General features: G+C 42.3%; 24 protein-coding genes and 2 pseudogenes. 18 read left to right on the top strand and 8 right to left on the bottom strand.

Annotated elements, in window-relative coordinates:
* Position 1: 1 nt before the first annotated feature.
* From KG708_RS09070 to murA, 4 genes are read left to right on the top strand one after another with little or no spacing between them, the layout of a single operon-like run.
* Positions 2–682 (top strand): ABC transporter substrate-binding protein, encoded by a 681-nt coding sequence (locus KG708_RS09070; RefSeq protein ID WP_213609063.1) that lies wholly within the window; start codon positions 2–4, stop codon positions 680–682.
* The gene (locus tag KG708_RS09065; RefSeq protein ID WP_213609062.1) at positions 675–968 is read left to right on the top strand and encodes an STAS domain-containing protein; all 294 of its coding nucleotides are present in this window, start codon (positions 675–677) and stop codon (positions 966–968) included. The genes KG708_RS09070 and KG708_RS09065 overlap by 8 nt, the downstream gene beginning before the upstream one ends.
* 5 nt (positions 969–973) lie before the next feature.
* Positions 974–1,231 (top strand): BolA family protein, encoded by a 258-nt coding sequence (locus KG708_RS09060; RefSeq protein WP_007378312.1) that lies wholly within the window; start codon positions 974–976, stop codon positions 1,229–1,231.
* A gap of 14 nt (positions 1,232–1,245) precedes the next feature.
* Positions 1,246–2,505, top strand: coding sequence for a UDP-N-acetylglucosamine 1-carboxyvinyltransferase (murA, locus tag KG708_RS09055; protein ID WP_213609061.1), 1,260 nt, complete (start codon positions 1,246–1,248; stop codon positions 2,503–2,505).
* Between the two features lie 86 nt (positions 2,506–2,591).
* On the opposite strand, the gene KG708_RS09050 is transcribed toward murA, so the two are convergent.
* From KG708_RS09050 to KG708_RS09040, 3 genes are all read right to left on the bottom strand, one after another.
* Positions 2,592–3,674, bottom strand: a complete 1,083-nt coding sequence (locus tag KG708_RS09050) for a trypsin-like peptidase domain-containing protein (RefSeq protein WP_213609060.1) — start codon at positions 3,672–3,674, stop codon at positions 2,592–2,594.
* A 97-nt stretch (positions 3,675–3,771) separates the two neighbouring features.
* Positions 3,772–5,124 carry a Do family serine endopeptidase gene (locus KG708_RS09045; RefSeq protein WP_213609059.1) on the bottom strand — a complete coding sequence of 451 codons (1,353 nt, stop codon included), beginning with the start codon at positions 5,122–5,124 and terminating at the stop codon, positions 3,772–3,774.
* 119 nt (positions 5,125–5,243) lie between these two features.
* Complete coding sequence (locus KG708_RS09040; protein WP_213609058.1) at positions 5,244–5,678, bottom strand: YhcB family protein; 435 nt, start codon at positions 5,676–5,678, stop codon at positions 5,244–5,246.
* Between the two features lie 122 nt (positions 5,679–5,800).
* Between KG708_RS09040 and zapE the strand changes: the two genes are divergently transcribed.
* The 3 genes from zapE to KG708_RS09030 are packed head-to-tail and all read left to right on the top strand — an operon-like array spanning position 5,801 to position 8,125.
* On the top strand, positions 5,801–6,889 hold the full coding sequence (gene zapE, locus KG708_RS09035) for a cell division protein ZapE (RefSeq protein ID WP_213609057.1): 1,089 nt from the start codon (positions 5,801–5,803) through the stop codon (positions 6,887–6,889).
* A gap of 16 nt (positions 6,890–6,905) precedes the next feature.
* Positions 6,906–7,034 (top strand): hypothetical protein, encoded by a 129-nt coding sequence (locus tag KG708_RS17595; protein ID WP_301003342.1) that lies wholly within the window; start codon positions 6,906–6,908, stop codon positions 7,032–7,034.
* A 59-nt stretch (positions 7,035–7,093) separates the two neighbouring features.
* Positions 7,094–8,125 carry an IS110 family transposase gene (locus KG708_RS09030; protein ID WP_213609056.1) on the top strand — a complete coding sequence of 344 codons (1,032 nt, stop codon included), beginning with the start codon at positions 7,094–7,096 and terminating at the stop codon, positions 8,123–8,125.
* A 495-nt stretch (positions 8,126–8,620) separates the two neighbouring features.
* On the opposite strand, the gene KG708_RS09025 is transcribed toward KG708_RS09030, so the two are convergent.
* The 3 genes from KG708_RS09025 to gorA all read right to left on the bottom strand — a co-directional run bounded on the left by KG708_RS09025 (position 8,621) and on the right by gorA (position 10,754).
* Positions 8,621–8,884 (bottom strand): Txe/YoeB family addiction module toxin, encoded by a 264-nt coding sequence (locus KG708_RS09025; protein WP_213609055.1) that lies wholly within the window; start codon positions 8,882–8,884, stop codon positions 8,621–8,623.
* Positions 8,877–9,131 (bottom strand): type II toxin-antitoxin system prevent-host-death family antitoxin, encoded by a 255-nt coding sequence (locus KG708_RS09020; RefSeq protein WP_213609054.1) that lies wholly within the window; start codon positions 9,129–9,131, stop codon positions 8,877–8,879. The genes KG708_RS09025 and KG708_RS09020 overlap by 8 nt, the downstream gene beginning before the upstream one ends.
* 261 nt (positions 9,132–9,392) lie before the next feature.
* Positions 9,393–10,754 (bottom strand): glutathione-disulfide reductase, encoded by a 1,362-nt coding sequence (gene gorA / locus KG708_RS09015; protein WP_213609053.1) that lies wholly within the window; start codon positions 10,752–10,754, stop codon positions 9,393–9,395.
* A 253-nt stretch (positions 10,755–11,007) separates the two neighbouring features.
* On the opposite strand from gorA, the gene prlC reads away from it, so the two are divergent.
* Positions 11,008–13,059 (top strand): oligopeptidase A, encoded by a 2,052-nt coding sequence (gene prlC, locus KG708_RS09010; RefSeq protein WP_213609052.1) that lies wholly within the window; start codon positions 11,008–11,010, stop codon positions 13,057–13,059.
* A 77-nt stretch (positions 13,060–13,136) separates the two neighbouring features.
* Positions 13,137–13,892 carry a class I SAM-dependent methyltransferase gene (locus KG708_RS09005; protein ID WP_213609051.1) on the top strand — a complete coding sequence of 252 codons (756 nt, stop codon included), beginning with the start codon at positions 13,137–13,139 and terminating at the stop codon, positions 13,890–13,892.
* 505 nt (positions 13,893–14,397) lie between these two features.
* On the opposite strand, the pseudogene KG708_RS17835 reads toward KG708_RS09005, so the two are convergent.
* A pseudogene (locus KG708_RS17835) lies at positions 14,398–14,478 on the bottom strand (hypothetical protein); the annotation flags it as partial.
* Positions 14,465–14,596 (bottom strand): annotated as a pseudogene (locus tag KG708_RS17830) (hypothetical protein); the annotation flags it as partial. The pseudogenes KG708_RS17830 and KG708_RS17835, both read right to left, overlap by 14 nt.
* Before the next feature lie 45 nt (positions 14,597–14,641).
* Here KG708_RS17830 and trmJ point away from each other — a divergent pair.
* The 9 genes from trmJ to KG708_RS08960 all read left to right on the top strand — a co-directional run bounded on the left by trmJ (position 14,642) and on the right by KG708_RS08960 (position 23,439).
* Positions 14,642–15,370, top strand: a complete 729-nt coding sequence (gene trmJ, locus KG708_RS09000) for a tRNA (cytosine(32)/uridine(32)-2'-O)-methyltransferase TrmJ (RefSeq protein WP_213609050.1) — start codon at positions 14,642–14,644, stop codon at positions 15,368–15,370.
* 187 nt (positions 15,371–15,557) lie between these two features.
* Positions 15,558–16,049 carry a Fe-S cluster assembly transcriptional regulator IscR gene (gene iscR, locus KG708_RS08995; RefSeq protein ID WP_213609049.1) on the top strand — a complete coding sequence of 164 codons (492 nt, stop codon included), beginning with the start codon at positions 15,558–15,560 and terminating at the stop codon, positions 16,047–16,049.
* 24 nt (positions 16,050–16,073) lie between these two features.
* Positions 16,074–17,291: an IscS subfamily cysteine desulfurase gene (locus tag KG708_RS08990; protein WP_213609048.1), complete on the top strand. Its 1,218-nt coding sequence runs from the start codon at positions 16,074–16,076 to the stop codon at positions 17,289–17,291.
* A 40-nt stretch (positions 17,292–17,331) separates the two neighbouring features.
* On the top strand, positions 17,332–17,715 hold the full coding sequence (gene iscU, locus KG708_RS08985; RefSeq protein WP_008113923.1) for a Fe-S cluster assembly scaffold IscU: 384 nt from the start codon (positions 17,332–17,334) through the stop codon (positions 17,713–17,715).
* Between the two features lie 9 nt (positions 17,716–17,724).
* Positions 17,725–18,048, top strand: coding sequence for an iron-sulfur cluster assembly protein IscA (gene iscA, locus KG708_RS08980; protein ID WP_008113924.1), 324 nt, complete (start codon positions 17,725–17,727; stop codon positions 18,046–18,048).
* Positions 18,049–18,123: 75 nt separating this feature from the next.
* Complete coding sequence (gene hscB / locus KG708_RS08975; protein WP_213609047.1) at positions 18,124–18,651, top strand: co-chaperone HscB; 528 nt, start codon at positions 18,124–18,126, stop codon at positions 18,649–18,651.
* Between the two features lie 41 nt (positions 18,652–18,692).
* Positions 18,693–20,555, top strand: a complete 1,863-nt coding sequence (hscA, locus tag KG708_RS08970) for a Fe-S protein assembly chaperone HscA (protein ID WP_213609046.1) — start codon at positions 18,693–18,695, stop codon at positions 20,553–20,555.
* Positions 20,556–20,566: 11 nt separating this feature from the next.
* Positions 20,567–20,905 carry an ISC system 2Fe-2S type ferredoxin gene (gene fdx / locus KG708_RS08965; RefSeq protein ID WP_213609045.1) on the top strand — a complete coding sequence of 113 codons (339 nt, stop codon included), beginning with the start codon at positions 20,567–20,569 and terminating at the stop codon, positions 20,903–20,905.
* 1,106 nt (positions 20,906–22,011) lie between these two features.
* Positions 22,012–23,439 carry an NAD-dependent succinate-semialdehyde dehydrogenase gene (locus KG708_RS08960; protein WP_213609044.1) on the top strand — a complete coding sequence of 476 codons (1,428 nt, stop codon included), beginning with the start codon at positions 22,012–22,014 and terminating at the stop codon, positions 23,437–23,439.
* The last annotated feature ends 331 nt before the right edge of the window (positions 23,440–23,770 follow it).

The raw sequence follows: 23,770 nt of genomic DNA, 5'->3' as shown, positions 1-23,770 counted from the left end.
TATGTTGAAAACATTTTTAGCAAGTATCGCATTGATAAGTGCAACATTAGTGCAAAGTGTATACGCCGACGAAGTGAAATTAGTTGATCCCAATAAAATGGTGCGTCAGGTCGCAGATAATACATTTGAGCGTATCACCCAAGACCAATCATTAATTACTACCAACAAAGAGCACTTACGCGTAATCGTTGAAGAAGAGTTAATGCCGTACATTGATTATAAATATGCCGCACTTCGCGTATTAGGGGGCGAGGTTTCAAAAGTACGCGCCATTACTGATAAAGCAGAAAAGGCACAAGCGATAAAAGATATTCAGCGCTTTATTGGCGCGTTTAGAGAATACCTTGTTGCCACTTATGCCGGTGTATTTACTCAATATACTAATCAACATGTTGAGTTTGCTGCCGAGCAACCATTTAAAGGTAAAGATGTGGTGGTAGTAAAAACTAAAATTGTTGAGCCTGGCAAACCTGATATTAAAATTGATTTTAAAGTACGTGAAGACAGAAGCGGCGAATGGCGCGCTTACGATATGATTGCTGAGGGTATTAGTTTACTTGATGCAAAACAAAGCGAACTCCAAGGTATTTTACGCCAACAAGGTATTAACCGTGTTAGCGACCTATTAGAGCAAAAAAGTCAGTTACCAGTTCAGTTCAGAGGCAGTGAAATAAATGACTAAATTGGCAATTAGCCAAGTCGATGATCAGCATTTACGAGTCACTGGTGAATTGACTCATAATTCAATTGGCAATGAACGGCTTCTGAATACCAAGCGACAAACTGAGCATAAAACCCTTTATTTTGACCTAAGTGAGGTCACAAGGGTTGACACAGCCGGCTTAGCTTGGTTAATTCACTCTTTTACAGAATTTAAGCAGCAAGGCATTCGCCTTGAATTGCAAAACCCGCCTGAACAACTGCAAAATCTTATGCAGTTGGGTCAGGTTACAACCCTATTTGAGTGAGAGTTATGGAAACGAGTCAAGTCGAAACATTATTACGCGACGAACTTCAATTAGCTGAAGTACATGTAAAAGCCAATGGCAGTCATTATGAAGTCATCGCGGTGGGTGAATGCTTTGACGGATTAAGTCGGGTTAAAAAGCAACAACTTGTATATGGCCCGTTAATGAACACTATTTCAGACGGTACTATTCATGCTGTTTCTATCCGCGCATTTACTCCAACAGAGTGGAAACGTGAGCAAAAATTCATTTTACCGCAATAAATAAGGCCCCTTAAATGGATCAATTTGTAATTCAAGGTGGCACTTCACTGGCTGGTGAAGTAACTATTTCTGGCGCTAAAAACGCAGCTCTTCCGATTTTATTTGCCGCTTTATTAGCTGATGGCAAAAGTACTTTTACTAACGTACCGCATCTTCGCGATATTATTACGACAGAAGCCTTACTGAAAACGTTAGGCGCTGATGTTCAGTGGCAGGGCGATGCACTCATTATTGATGGTGCAACGGTAAATAGCACCTTGGCGCCTTATGAGTTAGTAAAGCAAATGCGCGCCTCAGTGCTTGCACTAGGGCCACTAGTGGCTCGTTTTGGACAAGCGCAAGTGTCGTTACCTGGTGGCTGTGCTATTGGCGCAAGACCCGTTGATATTCATATTCAAGGCTTAGAGCGCATGGGCGCGCAAATAACCGTGGAAAATGGTTATATTAATGCCAAAGTAGAGGGTCGCTTAAAAGGCGCTGACGTTTTCATGGAAATGGTCAGTGTGGGAGCAACCGAAAACTTACTCATGGCGGCAACGCTTGCTGAGGGTAAAACAGTGCTAGAAAATGCAGCACGCGAGCCAGAAATTATCGACTTAGCTAATTGCTTAATTGCGATGGGCGCTAAAATTACTGGTGCGGGTTCTAGCCGTATTGAAATTGAAGGGGTGGAGCGTTTATCGGGGTGTGAACACCGCATCTTACCGGATCGCATTGAAACGGGTACTTTTTTAGTGGCTGCAGCGATGGCTGGAGGCGAAGTACTGTGTAAAATGACCGATTTTCATTCCTTAGAACCAGTAATAGAAAAGCTACGTGCAACCAATGCGTTGTTAGAGGTGCACAATGACAGTATTTACCTAGATATGCGAGGCCGAGAGCTTAAAGCGGTTAACATTAAAACCATGCCTCATCCAGGTTTCCCAACCGATATGCAAGCGCAGTTTACCGCCTTAAATGTGGTGGCTAATGGTAGTGCGACGATTACTGAAACTATTTTTGAAAATCGTTTTATGCATGTGCCTGAGCTACAACGTATGGGCGCTAATATTCGCTTAGAAGGCAATACGGCCTTTTGTGGTGAAACACAAAGCTTATCGGGTGCACAGGTAATGGCAACTGATTTACGCGCATCAGCGAGTCTTATTCTTACAGGGATTGTGGCTCAAGGCGAAACCATTGTTGATCGTATTTATCATGTAGATAGAGGTTATCAACGTATTGAAAATAAGCTCAGTGCGTTAGGTGCTAACATCAAGCGCAAAAGTAGTTAGTCATTTAAGACATAAAAAACGCGATGATATATCGCGTTTTTTATGTCTAATGTCAATTCACTTCATTATGTATTGGTATAAGCGCTTTATTTCTTAGTTTCAAGCTCCGCTACTTCCACCATTATTTTTTGTATTTCACCGTTACGGTAGAGCTCAAACTCAATTTCTTTCCCCGGTTCGGTACTGCCTATTTTTTTCAATACATTTTGTGGATTAGCCACCGAAAGCCCAGCAATTTTAATCACAATATCTTGCTCTTGTATGCCAGCCTGCCAAGCAGGGCCTAAAGGGTCTATATTAGTAATACGCAGCCCTGCCACAGGCGTTAAACTATCGTTAACCTCTTTACCAGTACTGTCTACTGCAGTGCCTTCAAAGCCCAAATAGCCACGTACTACACGACCATGGCGAATAAGTTTACCCATCACCTCTTTTACTAATGTGTAAGGCACAGCAAAAAAGATCCCTTGTATATTTAAGTTTTCTCGCGTTTTAAATTGGGCAGAGGTGATCCCCACTAAGTCGCCATTAGAATTTACCAGCGCTCCCCCTGAGTTACCTACGTTAATAGCTGCATCCATTTGTAATAAGTTGTTGTAGGGGCTGTCGGTAATTTTTTGCTTACCGGTGGCGCTAATGATCCCTTGGGTAATGGTTTGCCCTAAATTAAGAGGGTTACCAATCGCCAGCACTAAGTCGCCAACACTTGTTGTGTAGTCATCGTTTATTGGAATAACAGGTAAATGGTTTGCGTTAATTTTTAATAACGCTAAATCGGTAATGGTATCAAAGCCAATGAGTTGCACATCAAAGAATCGTCTGCCGTCGGTCAAAATAACCAGAATTTGGTCGGCATTATTAATGACATGGTAATTAGTCAAAATATAACCATCAGATGACATGATCACCCCAGATCCGAGCTCTTGCACTGTATTTTGGCGTTTGTAACGCGGCTCTTTAGAAATACTTTCTGAAAAAATAGTCACAACTGATGGCGCTGCGCGTTTAACCGCATCAGCAAAACTCAAATGGCTGGCAGTCATTGCACTAGGTAGCGGCACATTAGGTAATAATGCAGTGCGCATGTTAGGGCTGAAAAAAACCACTAAAAAAGCAATGCCCAGACCGGCAAGTAGAGGAGGAAAAACAAATTTTAGAAGTTTAAGCACGGTATTCTTATTGTTAGTGAGCAATCCCTTTATGATGGCACAAAAAAAATAACAGCGGCAAGTACCGCTGTTACTTTTATTAGGTTTATTACGTTTATTACTGAATTAATACAAAAATAGATTCGCGTCCTCGTTTTACACCTAACACGATATTACCTTGAATATTTTCGATAATTTTATTCATATCACGAATGTTTTCTACTCGTTGGCGATTAACCTGTACTATCACATCACCCTCTTCAAGACCGACCCGTGCCGATGGTGAACGCGGATCGACAGAGGTCACCTCAATCCCTTTTATATTATTTTTCTTCACGTTTTCAAGTGTCGCACCTTGAAATGCTGGGTGTAATTCTTCACCAGCAGCAGTAATGCCCGATGCACCATCTAGGGTAACCTTTAAGATTTTAACTTTACCATCACGGTAAATCCCTAGTTTTACTTCGCGGCCCTCACCTAAGGTAGCAATTTTACTGCGAAGCTCATGGAAGCCACTAATTTCACTACCGTTAATACTAATAATTACATCGCCTGCTTTAATGCCCGCTTTGCTAGCTGCGGTGTCATCCATTACCTGCATAACATAGGCACCCTGTTTAACATCAAGCTGCTGCGCCTTAGCAAGGCCGGCATCAAGAGGGCGACCTGAAATACCTAGCGAACCACGACGTACTTCACCGTGCTCTACAATTTGATCAACCAAGTTTTTCATCATATTTGACGGAATAGCAAAGCCAATCCCTACATTACCGCCTGATGCACCTAAAATAGCGGTATTAATACCAATCAGTTCACCGTTTAAATTAACTAAAGCCCCTCCCGAGTTACCTTGGTTAATAGCGGCATCGGTTTGAATAAAGTCTTCATAGCCTTCAATATTTAAACCGCTACGCCCTAATGCACTAACAATACCTGAAGTCACGGTATGGCTTAAACCAAAGGGATTACCAATAGCGACAGCAAAATCACCAACACGTAAGTTATCTGAATTGGCGAGTTTAACCGCGGTTAATTCCTCGGCGTCTATTTGCAAAAGGGCAATATCAGACTCTTTATCGCTACCGATTTTTGTTGCCTCATACTCGCGACCATCTTCAAGGGTTACGATCATTTTTTCAGCGTCTTGTACTACATGGTTATTAGTAACGACATACCCTTTATCGGCATCGATAATAACCCCTGAGCCTAAACCACTAAACTGACGCTTTTGATTGCGAGGTTGAGGATTACCAAAAAAGAAGTCCAATGGGTCACCGCGTCGGCGCACCTCTTTAGAACCTGAAACCTGAATACTTACTACCCCAGGTGTGATTTTTTCCAACATAGGCGCAAGTGTTGGTAATTGTTGGCCATTAACAGCAACGGGTAACTTTGCAAACGAAGCGCTTGGACTTAATAATAAGCTAGTAGATAAAATAGCAGCACTGATGAGTGATAATTTCATTTTCATAGTCAGGGTTTACTCCACTTAAAAAGCAAAAGGCTGCAATAAGCAGCCTCAAAAAAATATCGATAAGATAAAACAACAAAGCTGTATACCTAAAGACTATGGGGTCAAAAAAAAGTTCATCAAGGAGCTTTTGAAGTATCTACATCACCTGCAAATAACCCAGATTTACCTGACACATAATCAGTAGGCTGAGCGTGTGCGGTAGATCTATCAGGTGACCGCTCTTTTAATGATGCTTGTAACTGCTCAGTGGTTTCTTTAGAAAAAAACGGTTCAGCAGGCACTTTATTTCTATCTTCAAGTAACAGTTGATTGGTTTCTTCAACATGACTTAATAACTGATCGTAGTTTTCTTTCATTTTGTTTACTAACTTACCCGTGTTCGCCAAATGGTCAGCTACATCTTGGCGATACTGCTCTAAAGTATGCTTAGCTTGCTCTACTTCTTGTTCTAACTCATCTTGTTTAAATTGTTTTTTAGTGACGAAGGCACCAATAAAAAATGCAGCAATAGCAACCACTATCACTAAACCTAGCCATGTAAAAGTACCCATAAATTCACCTCTATGCGAAAATTTAGTTCAATAATAATTTCATACTAAGTCTAATATACCCTGAGTATTGATGCGTGTTAATATGCTTTACAAATTAAACTGTGTTTTAACTGTAAATAGATATGACTCCTTGGCAAACATACCAGCAAGACCTTCAACGCGATGACTTTGTACATGACGCAGCACAAGAAAATGCAGTTCGTCATTTACAGCGTTTATACGACGATTTAACACAAGCAAAACCGCAACCTAAAGGCTTTTTTGCAAAGCTATTTAATAAAGCTGAACCTGCCCCTATAAAAGGATTGTACTTTTGGGGTGGCGTAGGCCGTGGTAAAACTTACCTAGTTGATACTTTTTATGAGGCTTTGCCGGGTGATAGAAAAATGCGAGTGCATTTTCATCGCTTTATGCACCGCGTACACGACGAGCTTAAAAAATTAAATAACACCGCCAATCCACTTGAAACAGTTGCCGATATTTTCAAAGCAGAGACAGACATTATCTGTTTTGATGAATTTTTTGTTCAAGACATTACCGATGCCATGTTACTCGGTGGTTTAATGGAAGCGCTATTTGCTCGCGGTATTGTGTTAGTAGCGACCTCTAATATTGTACCTGATGATTTATATCGTAATGGTTTACAGCGAGCTCGTTTTTTACCAGCTATTGCCTTAGTGAATAAGCATACTGAAATAGTTAATGTAGATTCCGGTGTTGATTACCGGTTACGTACACTAGAACAAGCAGAAATATTTCATAGCCCGCTTGATGAACAAGCCGATAAAAACCTCTTTGAATACTTTGATAAGCTCTCCCCAGAGGTCGGTAAAATAGACACCCCAATTGAAATAGAAGGGCGGATGATCAAAACCCGCAAGGTGTCTGATTGCATCGTTATGTTTGAATTTAGCGAACTATGTGAAACCGCGCGTAGCCAAGTAGATTACATGGAAATAAGCCGATTATACAACACGGTAATTTTATCTAACGTAAAACAGCTAGGGCAAAATAACGACGATGCAGCAAGGCGCTTTATTGCCTTGGTAGATGAATTTTATGAACGCAATGTCACCTTAATTATTTCCGCAGAAAAACCCATTACCGAGCTTTACACACAAGGTAACTTAAACTTTGAATTTAAGCGTTGTATTAGCCGCTTGCAAGAAATGCAATCGTTAGAATATTTAGCAAGGGAGCATTTAGCTTAAAATACGAAGGTTAAAGGTGAAAGAGCAGCTATCAGCTGTCAGTTATCAGCAAAAGATTAAGCCAAGCACGGTGCTTGGTTTAAAGATTAAAGGCGGCGGGTTAGGCTTGATTCGTGTAGCAGATGTATGGACTCCTCCCCATTAAAGTGAGAGTACGGTATAAAGAAATTGCAGAAAATCTTTTACCAATTAAGGAGTCCATACATGGCACAGTCTAATTTAATTGCTATTGATTTAGCAAAAAATACTTTCCAAGTAGCGCAGTTTCAAGGCAGTAAACTGAAATTTAATAAGCAAGTTAACCGCAAAGCATTGCTTGAGTTATTAGTTAAAGCAAAACCGTCTGTTGTTGCTATGGAAGCATGCGCAAGCGCTCAATATTTTGCACGTACTGCGCAATCCTTTGGTCATGAAGTCATGTTGCTTGACCCTTTATTTGTTAAAGCATTTAGACAAGGCCAAAAAACAGATGCAAACGATGCTATTGCGATAGCCATTGCTAGCAAAGTTCCTAATGTTCGTACCTGTAAAATTCTCTCTATTGAAGAGCAAGCATTGCAGTCCCTTAGTAAGGTTCGGGCGCTAGCAGATAAACAAAAAATTCAATTATCAAACCAAATACGTGGTTTGCTTCTTGAGTTTGGTATTGTGATTAACCAAAGTGAGGCCGCATTTAAAGCAGCCATACCCGATATTTTAGAAGATGCAGAAAACACGCTGCCGCTAGAACTAAAGCATGCACTTGCGCTGAGCTATTCACTTTATAAACAACAGTGTGAAAACAAGGTAGAGTTGCAAAAACAAATAGAACGTATTGCAAAACAAAATGATGGCTGTCAACGCTTAATGGCACTCGAAGGAGTCGGCCCAATCACGGCTATCGAGCTCCTGTCTTTTTTAGGCAACACAACACAGTTTAGCGATGGGAGAAGTGCTGCGGCGTGTGCAGGAGTGACACCATTACAGCATTCGACAGGCGGTAAAGCAAAGATAGGCCGTATACCCAAAAGACGAGGGGGTGCATTAAGGCGAAATCTATTTTTAGGCGCTCGCTCGATAGTGAGTAAATTAAAAAACAGAGAAGCCACGACAGAAAAAGAACGATGGATAAAAAACCTTCTAATAAGAAAAGGTGTCAAGTGCGCCGCCATTGCATTAGCAAACAAAACAATGCGAACCGCCTACGCCTTACTCAAAAATGGAACGAATTATGAGCCAACATTACTGACAGCATAAAATAAAAGAATAAAAAATCAGTAAGCAGAAGAATTGAACAAGCCAAGATAGAGCATTAAGCGGTGAGACCCACCTTTGAGAGCCTGTAAACTCGCTAGCGTACGAAGATACCGTGTAGCAGATAAGGCACAAGGGCGCGAAAACATCAAAGTGGCCGAGGTAGCGCCTCGTTAGAGCCCGTATATAAGCACGCAATCACATCATCTTAATGTAAAAAAGGCTTGTACAATTGGAGGAGTCCATATAAGCGGGTTTACCCCGCGTCTGGTTGAAGGTAAAGAGCAGGTATTAGGTTTTAGGTAAATGACAATGTAGCCCGTGGCTTTTTTCTTCTCATTTACCCTCATTCACTTCTCTTTGTGTATATGTGTTTGGTTTAAACGTAGGCGAACAACTGGCTTAAACCCTAGAACCTAAAAACGACGCGGGGTAAACCCGCTGCTACAAGTATGAAAAACATGATGCTTCATTTTGCTAACCTAACACTATGATATATTAATAGTGGTAACGGCAAGAAATGATCGCGATAGCATTATCATCAACCGCATAGACTAATCTATTTGTATTATCTATTCGCCGCGACCAAAAACCAGATAAATTTTCTTTTAATGGCTCAGGTTTACCTATGCCCTCAAAAGGAGAACGCTTAACATCCGTGATGAGTTTATTTATACGTTTAAGTGTTTTCTTGTCTTGCGTCTGCCAATAAACATAATCATTCCAAGATTCATCAGTCCATGACAATAAACGACTACTCATCGATTAAATCTCGTTGGCTCACCTTACCCGCTTTAAATTGAGTAATTGAACGATGTAAGTGCTCAGCATTTGCCGGAGAACGAAGTAAATGAACCGTTTCCATTAAGCTATTGTAATAATCCTGTGACATAACAACGGCATCTTCAGAATCACGACGCGTGATCACTGTGGTATCTGCATCATTAACAACAGCATCCAAAATGCGCTTCAAGTTATTTCTAGCTTCGGTAAAAGATACAATTTTCATAAAATCTCCACATGTACGTTTAATAAGACAAGTATATGACTAAAAAATCAACTTGTACAGTTAGTTGAACATGTAGGCGGCTAACATTTTAGTGCGTTCACCGTTGATTGTAAGTTGTACTCTAAATTTAGTAGTTAGAATTAACAGATACACATAAAGCCCAAATAAAAAACCTTGCAGCGTTAACCGTAAGGCTTTTTAATTTATCGAACCTCGAACCTCGAACCTCGAACCTCGAACCTCGAACCTCGAACCTCGAACCTATCTCATGGTAACAAACTCTTCAGACCCAGTCGGGTGCAGCGCAACAACCGCATCAAAATCGGCCTTAGTCGCACCCATTTTCATGGCGACTGCAAAACCTTGAATCATTTCATCAACAGCAAAACCTAAGCCGTGTAAGCCTACTACTTTCTCGTCAGGGCCCGCACATACTAGCATCATGTTACATGCTTGGCGGTGCTGAGTAACCGCGGTGTACATAGCAGCAAACGTTGATTTGTATACTTTTACATTTTCTGCGCCGTATTGAGAAATTGCTTCTTGCTCAGTTAAACCAATGGTGCCAATTGGCGGGTGGCTAAATACCACGGTAGGTACTAGGCTGTAATCCATTTTTAAATCGTTTGGTAGATCTTTATTGAACAAACGCTCCGACAAAGTACGCCCTGCTTTTACTGCAACCGGTGTAAGCTCAATGCCATTTTCGATGATATCACCCACTGCGTAAACATTTTTAGCCGTGGTGTTTTGATATTCATCTACTTTTACATAGCCGCTTTCGTTAACTTCAACACCCGCTGCAGCTAGGTTAATTTTGTCTGTTGTGGGTGTGCGGCCAATCGCCCAAATAACCTGATCAACATTTTCGCTATAACCGTTTTCAAAATGAATGGTTAAACTGCCATCAGCCTCTTTTACCACTTCTTTTGGTGAGCATTCTGTATGCAATGTTGGGCCTTCTTTAGCCATAATATCAACCAGGGTGTCGATGATGTATGGGTCAAAGGTACGCAGCGGTTTGCTTTTACGCACAAATAAATGAGTTTGTGTACCTAGGCTATGTAAAACACCTGCAATTTCAACTGCAATATAGCCAGCACCCACCACAGCAACACGTTTAGGTTGCTCATTCAGCTCAAAAAAGCCGTTTGAATCAATACCGTGTTCAGCACCTGGAATGTTAGGAATAGTAGGGCGGCCACCTACAGCAACTAAAATGTGATCGGCGGTGTAATGCTCGCCATCTACTTCAACAGTTTTACTATCTACAAATTTTGCAAAACCTTTAATAACGGTAACGCCATTTTTAGCTAAACCGTTATCATAACCTTTGTGAATACGGCCAATGTATGCTTCGCGGCTTTCTACAAGTTTAGCCCAGTCAAAGCCTTTTACTTCAACATCAAAGCCGTAATCAGGAGCATAAAGATTAATTGCTTCAGCAACTTGAGCGCCATGCCACATTACTTTTTTAGGCACACAGCCTACGTTTACGCAGGTGCCACCCATGTGTTTAGCTTCAATTAATGCTACTTTTGCGCCACGCATTGCTGCACGGTTAGCTGATGCAATACCACCACTACCGCCACCAATTGCAATGTAATCAAAATGCTGAGCCATGTTTAATCCTCTAAATATTAATTTAACTTTTCTGTGCCGATGATAGCATATGCAATGAGCAAGTCACTTGTTCAGGGCTGCTAAAATCTTTCAAATCCCCCCCATCAAACGAAAGATAGACTATTTCAGATCAAGCCGCTCGGTGATCATTTACCTATACATACTCGTTAACCATGTAAAGCAGGTTTGCCCTTGTATTTACGTATTTTGCCCCAACTTAAATTTTTATATTTGCACAAACCGAGAACTATTTATGAGCAATGCACAAACAAACCCCCTAATCGGGCTTGAAGGTTTACCGCCTTTTTCAAAAATAAAGCCAGCGCATGTAGTGCCGGCACTAAAAGAAGGTATTGAGCACTGCCGCAGTACCATAGCTAATGTATTAGCGAAGCAGTCTTTCACTTGGAATGATTTAGTGTTACCTCTTGAAGAAGCTGACGACAAATTATCTCGATTATTCTCGCCGGTATCGCATTTAAATTCTGTGATGAACAACGACGAGCTTCGCGAAGCTTACGAGCAGTGTTTACCGCTTATTTCTGAATATTCAACTTTTGTTGGCCAGCATCAAGGCTTATACGAAGCTTATAGCGCGCTTTATAACGGTGATGAATTTAAAACACTGACTACTGCCCAGCAAAAAACCATTACTAATGCATTGCGAGATTTTAAACTTTCAGGCATTGCATTAAACCCTGAACAGCAAAAGCGTTATGGCGAAATTAGTGCGCGTTTATCTGAGCTTGCCTCAAAATTTGGTAATAATGTAATGGACGCCACGCTTGCATGGCACAAACATATTACCGATGAAAGCCAGTTGGCTGGTTTACCAGAATCAGCATTGGCATTAGCAGCCGATACGGCAAAAAGTAAAGACTTAGACGGCTGGGTATTTACCTTAGACTTCCCTTCATATTTGCCAATTATGACTTATGCGGACGATCGAGAACTACGTGAAGAAACATACACCGCGTTTTCTACCCGTGCTTCTGAGCAAGGTCCTAATGCAGGAGAGTTTGATAACTCAGCCATTATGAGCGAAGAACTGGCACTGCGTCATGAACTTGCACAATTACTGGGCTTTAATAACTATGCAGAAAAATCATTAGCCACAAAAATGGCTGAGTCACCTGCGCAAGTATTCTCATTTTTAGAAGACCTAGCCGCTAAATCTAAACCGCAGGCTGAGCAAGAACTTAAAGAGTTGCAACACTATGCCGAGCAAAAGCACGGTATTAGTGAGCTAAAAGCGTGGGATTTTGGTTATTACAGTGAAAAACTAAAACAAGAAAAATACGCCATTTCGGATGAAGTATTACGCCCATACTTTCCTGCAAATAAAGTACTCAGTGGTTTGTTTGAAACGGTTAATCGCCTATTTGGCATTACCGTAAAAGAAGTCGCTGAGTTTGATAGTTATCATAAAGATGTACGTTTTTTTGAAATTTACGACAGTAATAATAGCTTACGTGGTCGCTTTTATTTAGATTTATATGCGCGCGATCATAAACGTGGTGGCGCGTGGATGGATGACTGTATGGGTCGTAAAGTGCGCGCGAATGGTGAGCTACAAACACCGGTTGCTTACTTAGTGTGTAACTTCAATAAAGCAATTGGCGATAAACCCGCATTGTTTACCCATAATGAAGTAACAACTTTATTCCATGAGTTTGGCCACGGTATTCATCATATGCTAACGCAAGTAGACGCAGCACCTGTTGCCGGTATTAATGGGGTAGCATGGGATGCTGTAGAGCTGCCAAGTCAGTTTTTAGAAAACTGGTGTTACGAAGAAGAGGCGCTGAGCTTTATCTCTGGTCATTATGAAACCGGTGAACCACTCCCTAAAGAGTTACTTGATAAACTACTTGCGGCTAAAAATTACAACTCAGGGATGCAAATGCTAAGACAGCTTGAGTTTTCATTATTTGATTTTAAAATTCATCACGATTATGTGGCAGGCAAACCATGTAACATTCAAGCTGTGCTTGATGATGTTCGCAGTCGTACCTCAGTCATTAAACCGCCAGCGTTTAACCGTTTTCAGCATAGCTTTAGTCATATTTTTGCTGGTGGCTACAGCGCTGGTTATTACTCGTATAAATGGGCAGAAGTACTCTCGGCAGATGCTTATTCTAAATTTGAAGAAGAGGGGATTTTTAATCCTCAAACAGGCCAAGCATTTTTACAGCATATTCTTGAAAAAGGCGGCAGCGAAGAGCCTATGACTTTGTTTAAAAACTTCCGTGGTCGTGAGCCAAAAGTTGACGCCTTACTAAGGCACAGTGGCATTGCCGCTTAATCTTTAGGGCCCTGTTCAATCTTAGTAAATTGCTGCTGCTTGGGTATAATAGCAGTAATTTACTATCGGAGTATTAAGTGGTTATACAGTGTGAGTTTAAAGAGTGTCGGCCCTATTTAAATGAGCTAGAAACACGCTTTGGGTTAGCTCAATGGGCAGAACAAAGTAGTGCTTTTAGTTTACATTACGATGATAAAGGGCTTAGTCTCTACAAATCTGATGAGCCTAAACTAGGGGCGATTAATGTTGACTTTGTAAGTGGCGCAGCCGCTCACCGCCGAAAGTTTGGCGGTGGTAAAGGGCAGTCAATTGCCAAAGCAGTGGGATTAAACAAAGGAGCGACACCGGTTGTGCTTGACGCCACTGCAGGCCTTGGACGTGATGGTTTTGTGCTAGCCTCGCTTGGATGCAAAGTCATTTTACACGAGCGCCATCCTGTTGTGGCTGCACTATTATATGATGGTCTGCAGCGTGCCTATACTGATAGCGACATTGGGCCATGGATGAAGCAAAATATGAGCTTAATTTTTGGTTCAAGCCATACCTTATTAGCACAATGTAACAGCATCCCTGATGTTGTTTACTTAGATCCGATGTTTCCGCACCGTGAAAAGTCAGCATTAGTTAAAAAAGAAATGCGCGTATTTCAAGAGTTAGTCGGTGGCGATGATGACGCAGACGACTTACTCACCTTTGCTTACCCCCTTGCCAGTAAACGTGTGGTGGTTAAACGCCCCGACTACGCGCCATTTTTAAATGATAAAACCCCAAGCATGCAGATCAAAACCAAAAAGAACCGGTTTGATGTGTATGTAAAAGCCGCGATGGTTTAGGTTAAAGAACAGTTTTTAGTCTTCAGCTGTCAGTTGTCAGCAAAAGATTAAGCCAAGTACGGTGTTTGGGTTAAACAAGGCGGGGCTTTACGCCGCGCACATGTAGCAGCGGGTTTACCCCGCGTCTTTTTAAAGGCGAAAGGTTAAAGATTAAAGGTTAAAGGCGAAAGGTTACGAGCGACGGGGCGCGGGTAAGTTAAAATATTTTGTAGACGTAGAGCTTGCTCACATTAGCCGCATGGCGGCTTGTTGTTATATTTGTTAATGATTTTATTTACCACAGAGGTAAAGAGAACACAGAGTAAGAGATTAAAGTGATTAGGCCCTAGGGAAGTGACTAGGTGTTAGGTTTTAGGTAGAGATTAAGCCAAGCACAGTGTTAGGGTTAAGAGTAGGCGGGGCTTTACGCCGCGCAGGTAGTTTGACATGTTGTGAAAGTGCGCGAGGTAAACTCTCGCCTATGATATAAAAACTGGGCTTGCATAAGGCTCGGTGTTTTATTTTACTACCTGACCGCTGACCGCTGACCGCTGACCGCTGACCGCTGACCGCTGACCGCTGACCGCTGACCGCTGACCGCTGACCGCTGACCGCTGACCGCTGACCGCTGACCGCTGACCGCTGACCGCTGACCGCTGACCGCTGACCTCGAACTGATCTTTTAGATCGCGACTATTGAATATAGGATCTGTGCACGTTTTCATGTTAGAATTTGCGCAATTTTTTTGTACACGATAAGTAGCACTGTAATGATCTTAGATGATATTCGCATCGTTTTAGTTAATACCTCACATTCTGGTAATATTGGTTCAGCGGCACGCGCCATGAAAACCATGGGATTATCAAAGTTATATCTTGTTGATCCTGCTTGTGAAATAGACAGTCATGCAAGCGCACTGGCTGCCGGTGCTACCGATGTACTAGGTAATGCTGTTATTGTTGATACCGTTGCCGATGCCATTGCCGATTGTGCATTAACTATTGGCACCAGCGCTCGCTCGCGTACATTATCTTGGCCTATGGTAGAGCCGCGTGAATGTGGTGAAAAGCTTGTTGGCGAAGCCGTTAATGGCCCGGTGGCGCTTGTGTTTGGCCGTGAAAACAGTGGCTTAACTAATGAAGAGTTACAGCTGTGTAATTACCATGTGTGTATCCCTGCTAACCCAGAATACAGCTCACTTAATTTAGCCATGGCCGTGCAAACTTTATGCTATGAAACACGGATGGCATTTTTAAATCAACAGCCTAAAGCTGCACAAGAAGACGACGACACCCAATATCCATCATCTAAACAAACTGAGCTATTTTACGAGCACCTTGAGGAAACCTTGTATAAAACAGGGTTCATTATTAAGCAACACCCAGGCATGGTAATGACCAAGTTACGTCGCTTGTTTAACCGAGCTCGACCAGAAGATGCAGAAATGAATATTTTAAGAGGAATTCTTACTTCAATAAACAAGTCTATAAAAGAGTGATTAGTGATAAAACCCCACACTTATACTTGACTAAATTACTCAACTAATTACAATGAGCGTAATACTTGACCAAAACAGTCAAGTATTACAAGTTTTTAAAACCTAGAACCTAGAACCTAGCATTTAAAATACTTGACTAATCTACTCTGGTAATTAAAATTTGCACTCTTTTGTGCGGAGGGCGTTTATGAAGTTAACATCAAAAGGCAGATATGCCGTTACAGCCATGCTGGATGTTGCACTGCATGCAAACATAGGCCCTGTAGCGCTTGCTGATATTTCGCAGCGCCAAGAAATTTCTTTGTCTTACCTTGAACAGTTATTTGCCCGTTTACGTAAAAATGGACTGGTAAGCTCAGTCAGAGGTCCTGGTGGGGGCTATTTACTAGGGCGTGGAGCCGATGTGATTTCGGTCGGCGATGTTATCAATGCAGTAGATGAATCTGTTGATGCTACTCGATGTCAACGTAGCAACACCGGTTGCCAAAGTGGCATGCGTTGTTTAACCCATACATTGTGGTCAGACTTAAGCACACGAATTGAAGAATTTTTAAATAATATTACCCTAGCTGAATTGGTCGAAAAGTCAGACGTTAAAGCAGTCGCTCTTCGCCAAGAAAACAGCGTTAATGATGCAATTAAGCAGTTGGAAAATATTCAAGTAAGCTGTCAACTTTAAGGTTGACCTGCAGCGGAGAGAGAAATGAAGTTACCGATTTATTTAGATTACGCAGCAACTACGCCCGTTGACGAACGAGTTGCCAAAGAAATGATGCAGTGCCTGACTATGGACGGTAATTTTGGAAATCCAGCATCGCGCTCACACCGTTTTGGTTGGCAAGCAGAGGAAGTCGTTGACCAAGCACGCACCGACATTGCGGATTTAATTAATGCAGACCCACGTGAAATTGTATTTACCTCGGGTGCAACTGAATCAAACAACCTAGCCATTAAAGGGGCAGCTCAGTTTTATAAGAAAAAAGGTAAGCACGTTATTACCGCTAAAACAGAGCACAAAGCCGTTATCGATACCTGTCGTGAACTTGAGCGTCAAGGGTTTGAAGTAACCTACATGGACGTTGAAGAAAACGGCCTACTTGATCTGCAAAAGTTAGCAGACACCATGCGTGACGACACGGTACTAGTGAGCATCATGCACGTAAATAACGAGCTAGGTGTAATCCAAGATATCGCTACAATTGGCGAAATGTGTCGTGAACGTAAAATTATGTTCCACGTAGATGCAGCACAAAGCGCGGGCAAAGTATTAATTGACGTACAACAACTTAAAGTTGATTTTATGTCATTTTCAGCACACAAAGCATATGGCCCTAAGGGTGTGGGTGCTTTGTATGTTCGTCGTAAACCACGTGCACGTTTAGAAGCACAAATGCACGGTGGCGGCCATGAACGCGGCATGCGCTCAGGTACATTAGCAACTCATCAGCTAGTAGGCATGGGTGCAGCATTTAGAATTGCAAAACAAGATTTCGAAAAAGACTATGCACACATCAGTGCACTGCGCAAACGCCTAATCGACGGCATTTTAACTGACATGGACGAAGTATATTTTAATGGTACGCAAGATCAGTCAGTGCCAGGTATTGTCAATATCAGCTTTAACTTTGTTGAAGGTGAGTCATTATTAATGGCGGTTAAAGATATTGCAGTGTCATCAGGTTCAGCCTGTACATCGGCAAGTTTAGAGCCTTCTTACGTATTGCGCGCATTAGGTCGTAACGACGAGCTAGCGCACAGTTCAATTCGTTTTAGTATTGGCCGTTTTACAACCGAAGAAGAGATTGATTACACCGTCGAATTAATCAAAAACTCTATCGGTCGTTTACGTGAAATGTCACCTCTTTGGGAAATGCACCAAGAAGGTATTGATTTAGATTCAGTTGAATGGGCTCACCACTAATAAGTGCAGCCCTACCCTAGCAGGTAATGAGGATAGAATTATGGCTTACAGTGATAAAGTAATCGACCACGTAGAAAACCCACGTAACGTAGGTGCTCTTGATAAAAACGATCCGTCGGTGGCAACGGGTATGGTAGGCGCACCCGCATGTGGTGACGTAATGAAGCTACAAATTAAAGTATCGGCAGAAGGCGTAATTGAAGACGCAAAATTCAAAACATATGGCTGTGGTAGTGCAATTGCTTCATCTTCACTGGTTACAGAGTGGGTTAAAGGTAAAACATTAGACGAAGCAGCAACTATCAAAAATACCGATATCAGCGCAGAGCTAGAATTACCACCAGTGAAAATTCACTGCTCAATTTTAGCCGAAGATGCAATTCAAGCAGCAATTGCAGATTACAAAAGCAAACATACAAACTAAGAGATATTCATGGCAGTGACATTGACAGATGCGGCAGCAAACCGCGTACAATCATTTTTAGCAAACCGTGGTAAAGGCATAGGCCTACGGGTTGGCATTAAAACGACGGGCTGTTCAGGTCTTGCTTATGTACTAGAGTTTGTTGATGAGCTAAACGATGACGATGAAACATTTGCAGCCAAGGGCGTTACCTTAATTGTTGACGCTAAAAGCTTAGTTTATATCGACGGCACCGAGCTCGACTACACCAAAGAAGGTTTAAACGAAGGGTTTAAGTTTAATAACCCTAACCAAGCTGATGAATGTGGTTGTGGCGAAAGCTTTACCGTTTAACGTCGCAAAGCAATTGTATTGTTAAGCCCTGCACCTGTAGGGCTTTGTTCTATCTGAAATTTATATGGTTTGATGATGCGTTATTTTGAGTTATTTGCAATACCCGTTGACTACAACATAGACCTAGCAATGATCAACAAGCACTACTTAGAATTACAACGTGCTGTACACCCCGATCGCCATGCTAACGCCAGCAGTCGTGATAAACTAATGGCCGTACAAAGTACCGCTGAAATTAACGACGCATTACAAACACTTAAGCATCCGGTTAAACGTGCAGAATATATGTTGAGTGAACTGGGGGTTGATATTCGCGCTGAGCAGCAAACACTGCAAGATCCCATGTTTCTGATGCAACAAATGGAACTGCGCGAAGAGCTTGAAGAACTTCCCTCTGCAAGTGATCCGGATATCGCTATTGCTAATTTTGAGTCGCAAATAAAGCAATTAAAAGCCCAGTACAGCAACCAACTTGCTGAGCAGCTTGCAAGCAACGATGAGCAACAATATCAACACGCAGCCGACAACATTCGCAAATTAAAATTTGTATATAAGTTACAAGACGAACTTGAACGCATCGAAGACAGTTTATTTGACGATTAATTACTTGCTGCAAAGCGAGCAACACGAGTTTAAAGAGCATTATGGCATTATTGCAAATTGCTGAGCCGGGGCAGAGCGCGGCACCACATGAACACAAATTAGCCATTGGCATTGATTTAGGCACTACAAATTCATTAGTGGCAACCGTACAAAGCGGCGAAGCACGCACTATTACCGATGAGTCAGGCGAAGCCATGCTACCCTCGGTGGTTCGTTATCAAGCTGGCGGCATTACCGTGGGTAATGATGCAATGCAAGCAGCGACTCTCGATCCGGTTAATACGCTTATTTCAGTGAAGCGCTTTTTAGGTAAAACGCAAACCGAAATAGAACAAAGCTACGGCCAACTGCCTTATCAATTTTGTGATGATAACGGCGCACTTGCCATTGCAACTGAAGCCGGAAAAATCAGCCCAGTAAAAGCCTCAAGTCATATTTTAAATGCTTTAAAAGTGCGAGCCGAGCAAAGCTTTGGTAATCAAGATATTTTAGGGGCAGTGATTACTGTACCGGCGTATTTTGATGATGCACAACGCCAAAGCACCAAAGACGCGGCAGAGCTTGCCGGAATTAATGTACTGCGTTTATTAAACGAGCCGACTGCCGCTGCCGTTGCTTATGGTTTAGACTCAGGTCAAGAAGGCATTATTGCCGTTTATGACTTAGGGGGCGGAACATTTGATATTTCTATACTGCGCTTAAATAAAGGCGTGTTTGAAGTATTGGCCACCGGTGGCGACTCAAGCCTAGGCGGCGACGACTTTGACTCATTATTAGTAGATTACCTAAAACAACAAACCGGTGTAACGGGGTTATCGCCTTCGGTATTACGCTTATTCATTAATAAAGCCAAAGCCTGTAAAGAAGCACTAAGCCAATACGAAAAAGTGAATGTTGGCCTTGAGTTTGACGATGAAAAATACATGGTTGAAGTAACGCGAGAAACATTTAACGAGCTGGCTATGCCGCTGGTTAAAAAAACGCTCCGTTCATGCCGTCGCGCAGTAAAAGATGCCGGTATTGAAAACCAAGAAGTACTGCAAGTTGTGATGGTGGGTGGCTCAACCCGTATGCCAATAGTGCGTACTCAAGTTGGCGAGTTTTTTGATAAACAGCCGCTTACTTCCATTGACCCTGATCGCGTTGTTGCACTCGGTGCTGCGCTGCAAGCAGATGTACTCATTGGTAATAAGCCAGATTCAGACATGTTATTGCTGGATGTGTTACCGTTATCGCTAGGCCTTGAAACCATGGGGGGCTTGGTTGAAAAAATCATTCCACGTAATACCACCATTCCGGTTGCGCGCGCTCAAGAGTTTACTACGTTTAAAGATGGCCAAACGGCCATGTCGTTGCATGTACTACAAGGTGAGCGTGAATTAGTTGACGACTGCCGATCGCTTGCTAAATTTAGCTTAAAAGGTATTCCACCTATGGCGGCGGGTGCTGCGCATATTCGTGTCACCTTTAAAGTAGATGCCGATGGTTTGTTAAGCGTCTCGGCAATGGAAAAATCAACCGGTGTGCAAGCGCAAATACAAGTAAAACCCTCGTTTGGTTTATCTGACGATCAAGTAGCGAATATGCTTAAAGAGTCAATGAGTAATGCTAAAGGCGACATGCAAGCGCGCATGCTAAAAGAGCAGCAAGTAGAAGCACTTCGTGTAATAGAAGCCATGGAAGCCTCATTAGCAGCAGATGGTGATTTACTAGAGCCTGAGCAATTAGCGGTGTTAAAAGTTGAAATAAGTGAGCTTGCAAAAGTACGCGAAAGCGCGCAGGAGCCAAGTGAAATTAAAGCAGCCATTGAAAAAATGGATAACGCGAGTAGTGATTTTGCCGCGCGCAGAATGGACGCATCAATTAAAAAAGCCTTAACGGGTCAGTCAGTCGACAATATATAAGAGAGATTAGAATGCCACAAATTGTTTTTCTTCCCCATCCGGAGTTGTGTCCTGACGGCGCTGCAATTGAAGCGCCCGCTGGCGAAACAGTACTTGATGTCGCGCTTAAAAACGGCATTAGCATTCCTCATGCCTGCGAAAAATCATGTGCATGCACCACGTGTCACTTAGTGATCCGTGAAGGCTTTGACTCACTAGATGAAAGTGACGAGCTAGAAGATGACATGCTCGACAAAGCATGGGGTTTAGAGCCAGAGTCGCGCTTAGGCTGCCAAGCAATTATTAGAGATGAAGACTTAGTGGTTGAAATACCAAAGTACAATCTCAACATCGTTAATGAAGAACACTAGTTTTTAATTGATGACAATAATATTAAAAGCCGCTGTTTAACACCGCGGCTTTTTTGTTTGTATTTTGTAGCAGCGGGTTTACCCCGCGTCTTTTTAAAGGCGAAAGGTTTACGAGCTTCGGGTGACGGGCCTCGAACCTAGTACCTGCGCAAGCTTTTTTCTCTGTGTAGCGCGCAGCGCCTCGGCGCACTCTGTGGTAAAAAATATTTTGTAGCAGCGGGTTTACCCCGCGTCTTTTTAAAGGTTAAAGGCGAAAGGTTAAAGGGTTACGAGCTTCGGGTGACGGGCCTCGAACCTAGTACCTGCGCAAATTTTTTTCTCTGTGTAGCGCGCAGCGCTTCGGTGCACTCTGTGGTAAAAAATATTTTGTAGGCGGGGCTTTACGCCGCGCACATGTAGCAGCGAGTTTACCCCGCGTCTTTTTAAAGGCGAAAGGTTAAAGGTTAAAGGTGAAAGGTTACGGGGCGCGAGGCGCGGGTAAGTTAAAATATTTTGTAGACGTAGAGCTTGCTCACGTTAGCCGCAGGGCGGCTTATTGTTATATTTTTTAGTTATTTTATTTACCACAGAGGTAAAGAGAACACAGAGTAAGAGATTAAAGTGACTAGGTGCTAGGATTTATAGCCCGTAGCCCGCAGCTTTTCTCTGTGTAGCGCGCAGCGCCTCGGTGCACTCTGTGGTAAAAAATATTTTGTAGGCGGTGCTTTACGCCGCGCAAATGTGGTTAAAGGTAATAAAATTATGCACAAAGAGGTTAAGAGACGCTGCGCTTTTAGAGGAAGTGACAAAACAATTAATCACTCAGGCTAATGGTTAGTGTTTTCTCATTTTCTCCTCATTCACTTCTCTTTGTGCATATGCTTTTTTAAAGCGGTATTATCCCGCGTTTGTTAGTGATTTTATTTACCACAGAGATTACAGAGTACGCAGAGGAAGTGAATAAATACAAAGGCCAAAGGTTGCGAGCGACGGGCTGCGAGACGCGGGTAAATTAAAATTAAAAAACCTTGTAGCGTTAACCACAAGGCTTTTTAATATATCGAAGCCCGAAACCCGAAACCCGAAGCCCGTAACCCGTAGCCCGAAACTTATTTTGGAGGTATATTTTGAGCAATCTTATTTTTTCAGACTCGTTTATTAACGGCGAATTTTATAAAACCGACACGCGTTTTAGCGTGGATGATCCAGCCACCGAAAAAAGTATCGTAAACGTAAGCGATATTGACGAGCAAGGTGTAAATAAGGCAATAACAGCGGCGCAGGGCGCATTTTCAAAACTAAAAGCCACTAATGCAACCGAGCGAAGCGAAACCCTAATGCGCTGGTATGAGTTAGTAATAAAGCACAAGCAAACACTTGCAGAGCTCATGACCAAAGAGCAAGGTAAACCGCTTAAAGAATCGCTTGGCGAAATAGATTACGGCGCTGGCTTTATAAAATGGTACGCAGAAGAGGCCAAGCGTAGCTACGGCGATGTGATCCCCGCAACCGATAATAACCATCGTTTAACTAGCTTCAAGCAACCTATTGGCGTAGTAGCGGGTATTACCCCGTGGAACTTTCCTGTGGCCATGGTGACTCGAAAAGTCGCGCCAGCTTATGCCGCCGGTTGCAGCTTTATTTTAAAACCTTCAGAGCACACCCCTTTATGTGCAATTGCATTAGCCTATTTAGCCGATCAGGCGGGTTTTGTAAAAGGCGCATTTAATGTGTTGGTGTCGCAAAACGCTAAAAAAGTAGGTGAAATGCTCACTGACTCAGAGGTAGTACGTAAGTTTACTTTTACTGGCTCTACCGGTGTAGGTAAGCAGTTACTATCGCAATGTGCATCTACAATAAAACGTACCTCAATGGAATTAGGCGGTAATGCACCGTTTATTATTTTTGATAATGCTGATATTAACGATGCCATTGACGGACTAATGGCGGCCAAATTTAGAAACTCAGGGCAAGCGTGTGTTGCGGCAAATCGTATTTTTATCCAGCGTAATGTATTAAATGAGGTGCTTGAAAAAATAACACCCAAAATAGCTGCCCTTAAAGTGGCAAACGGCTTTGAAGAGGGTGTAGATATAGGGCCGCTTATTTATCCCAAAGCAAAAGAGAAAGTACAACAACTTATTCAAGATGCATTAAATAAAGGCGCCACGCTAATTGGCGACCAACGAGATTTAGGGGGGAGTTTTCAAAATCCCGTTATTATTACCAATGTCACTACACACATGGATATTTACCATCAAGAAGTATTTGGCCCAGTATTAACCGTGATCCCATTTGATAATGAGGCCGAAGTGCTAGCGCTTTCTAACGACGTTCCCTATGGATTAGCTGCGTATTTTTACAGTCAAAATATTAAGCAAATTCATCGTGTGAGTGAAGCGCTTGAGTTTGGCATGATTGGTATAAATGAAGGTGTTATATCAAACCCAGTTGCCCCGTTTGGCGGTGTAAAACAATCAGGCCTAGGGCGAGAAGGCGGGCACCAAGGATTAAATGAATACCTAGAAGAAAAATACGTATGTATTAGGATCTAATTGCTTAAACTGTTCCGATGAGCTTTAGGTTATGCGTTTTAAGTTGCGAGAAACCAGCCTAAATGCTACCTTTTGAAGTTAAGAAAACGTAACAAATTTCTATGAGTAGAAATACCCCCGTGTGTAAATGCCACCATTTTGGTGGCATTTTTTTTGGTCGTTTTTTTGGCCAATTATGCCTGTAACGTCTACGCTGTTATAAATATAAAATAAAGTACAAGGTTATTTTTGAGCAATATGTGAGTCATTGAGTCTAATTATTAACGTTTGTAACTTTATGTTTTTTATTTATTTTTATAACGGCGTAATCTAGTAATAAGGTGCAATTGTA

This window comes from Pseudoalteromonas sp., assembly GCF_018402495.1.
GTDB lineage: Bacteria > Pseudomonadota > Gammaproteobacteria > Enterobacterales > Alteromonadaceae > Pseudoalteromonas.
This window is presented reverse-complemented; position numbering and strand designations above follow the sequence as displayed.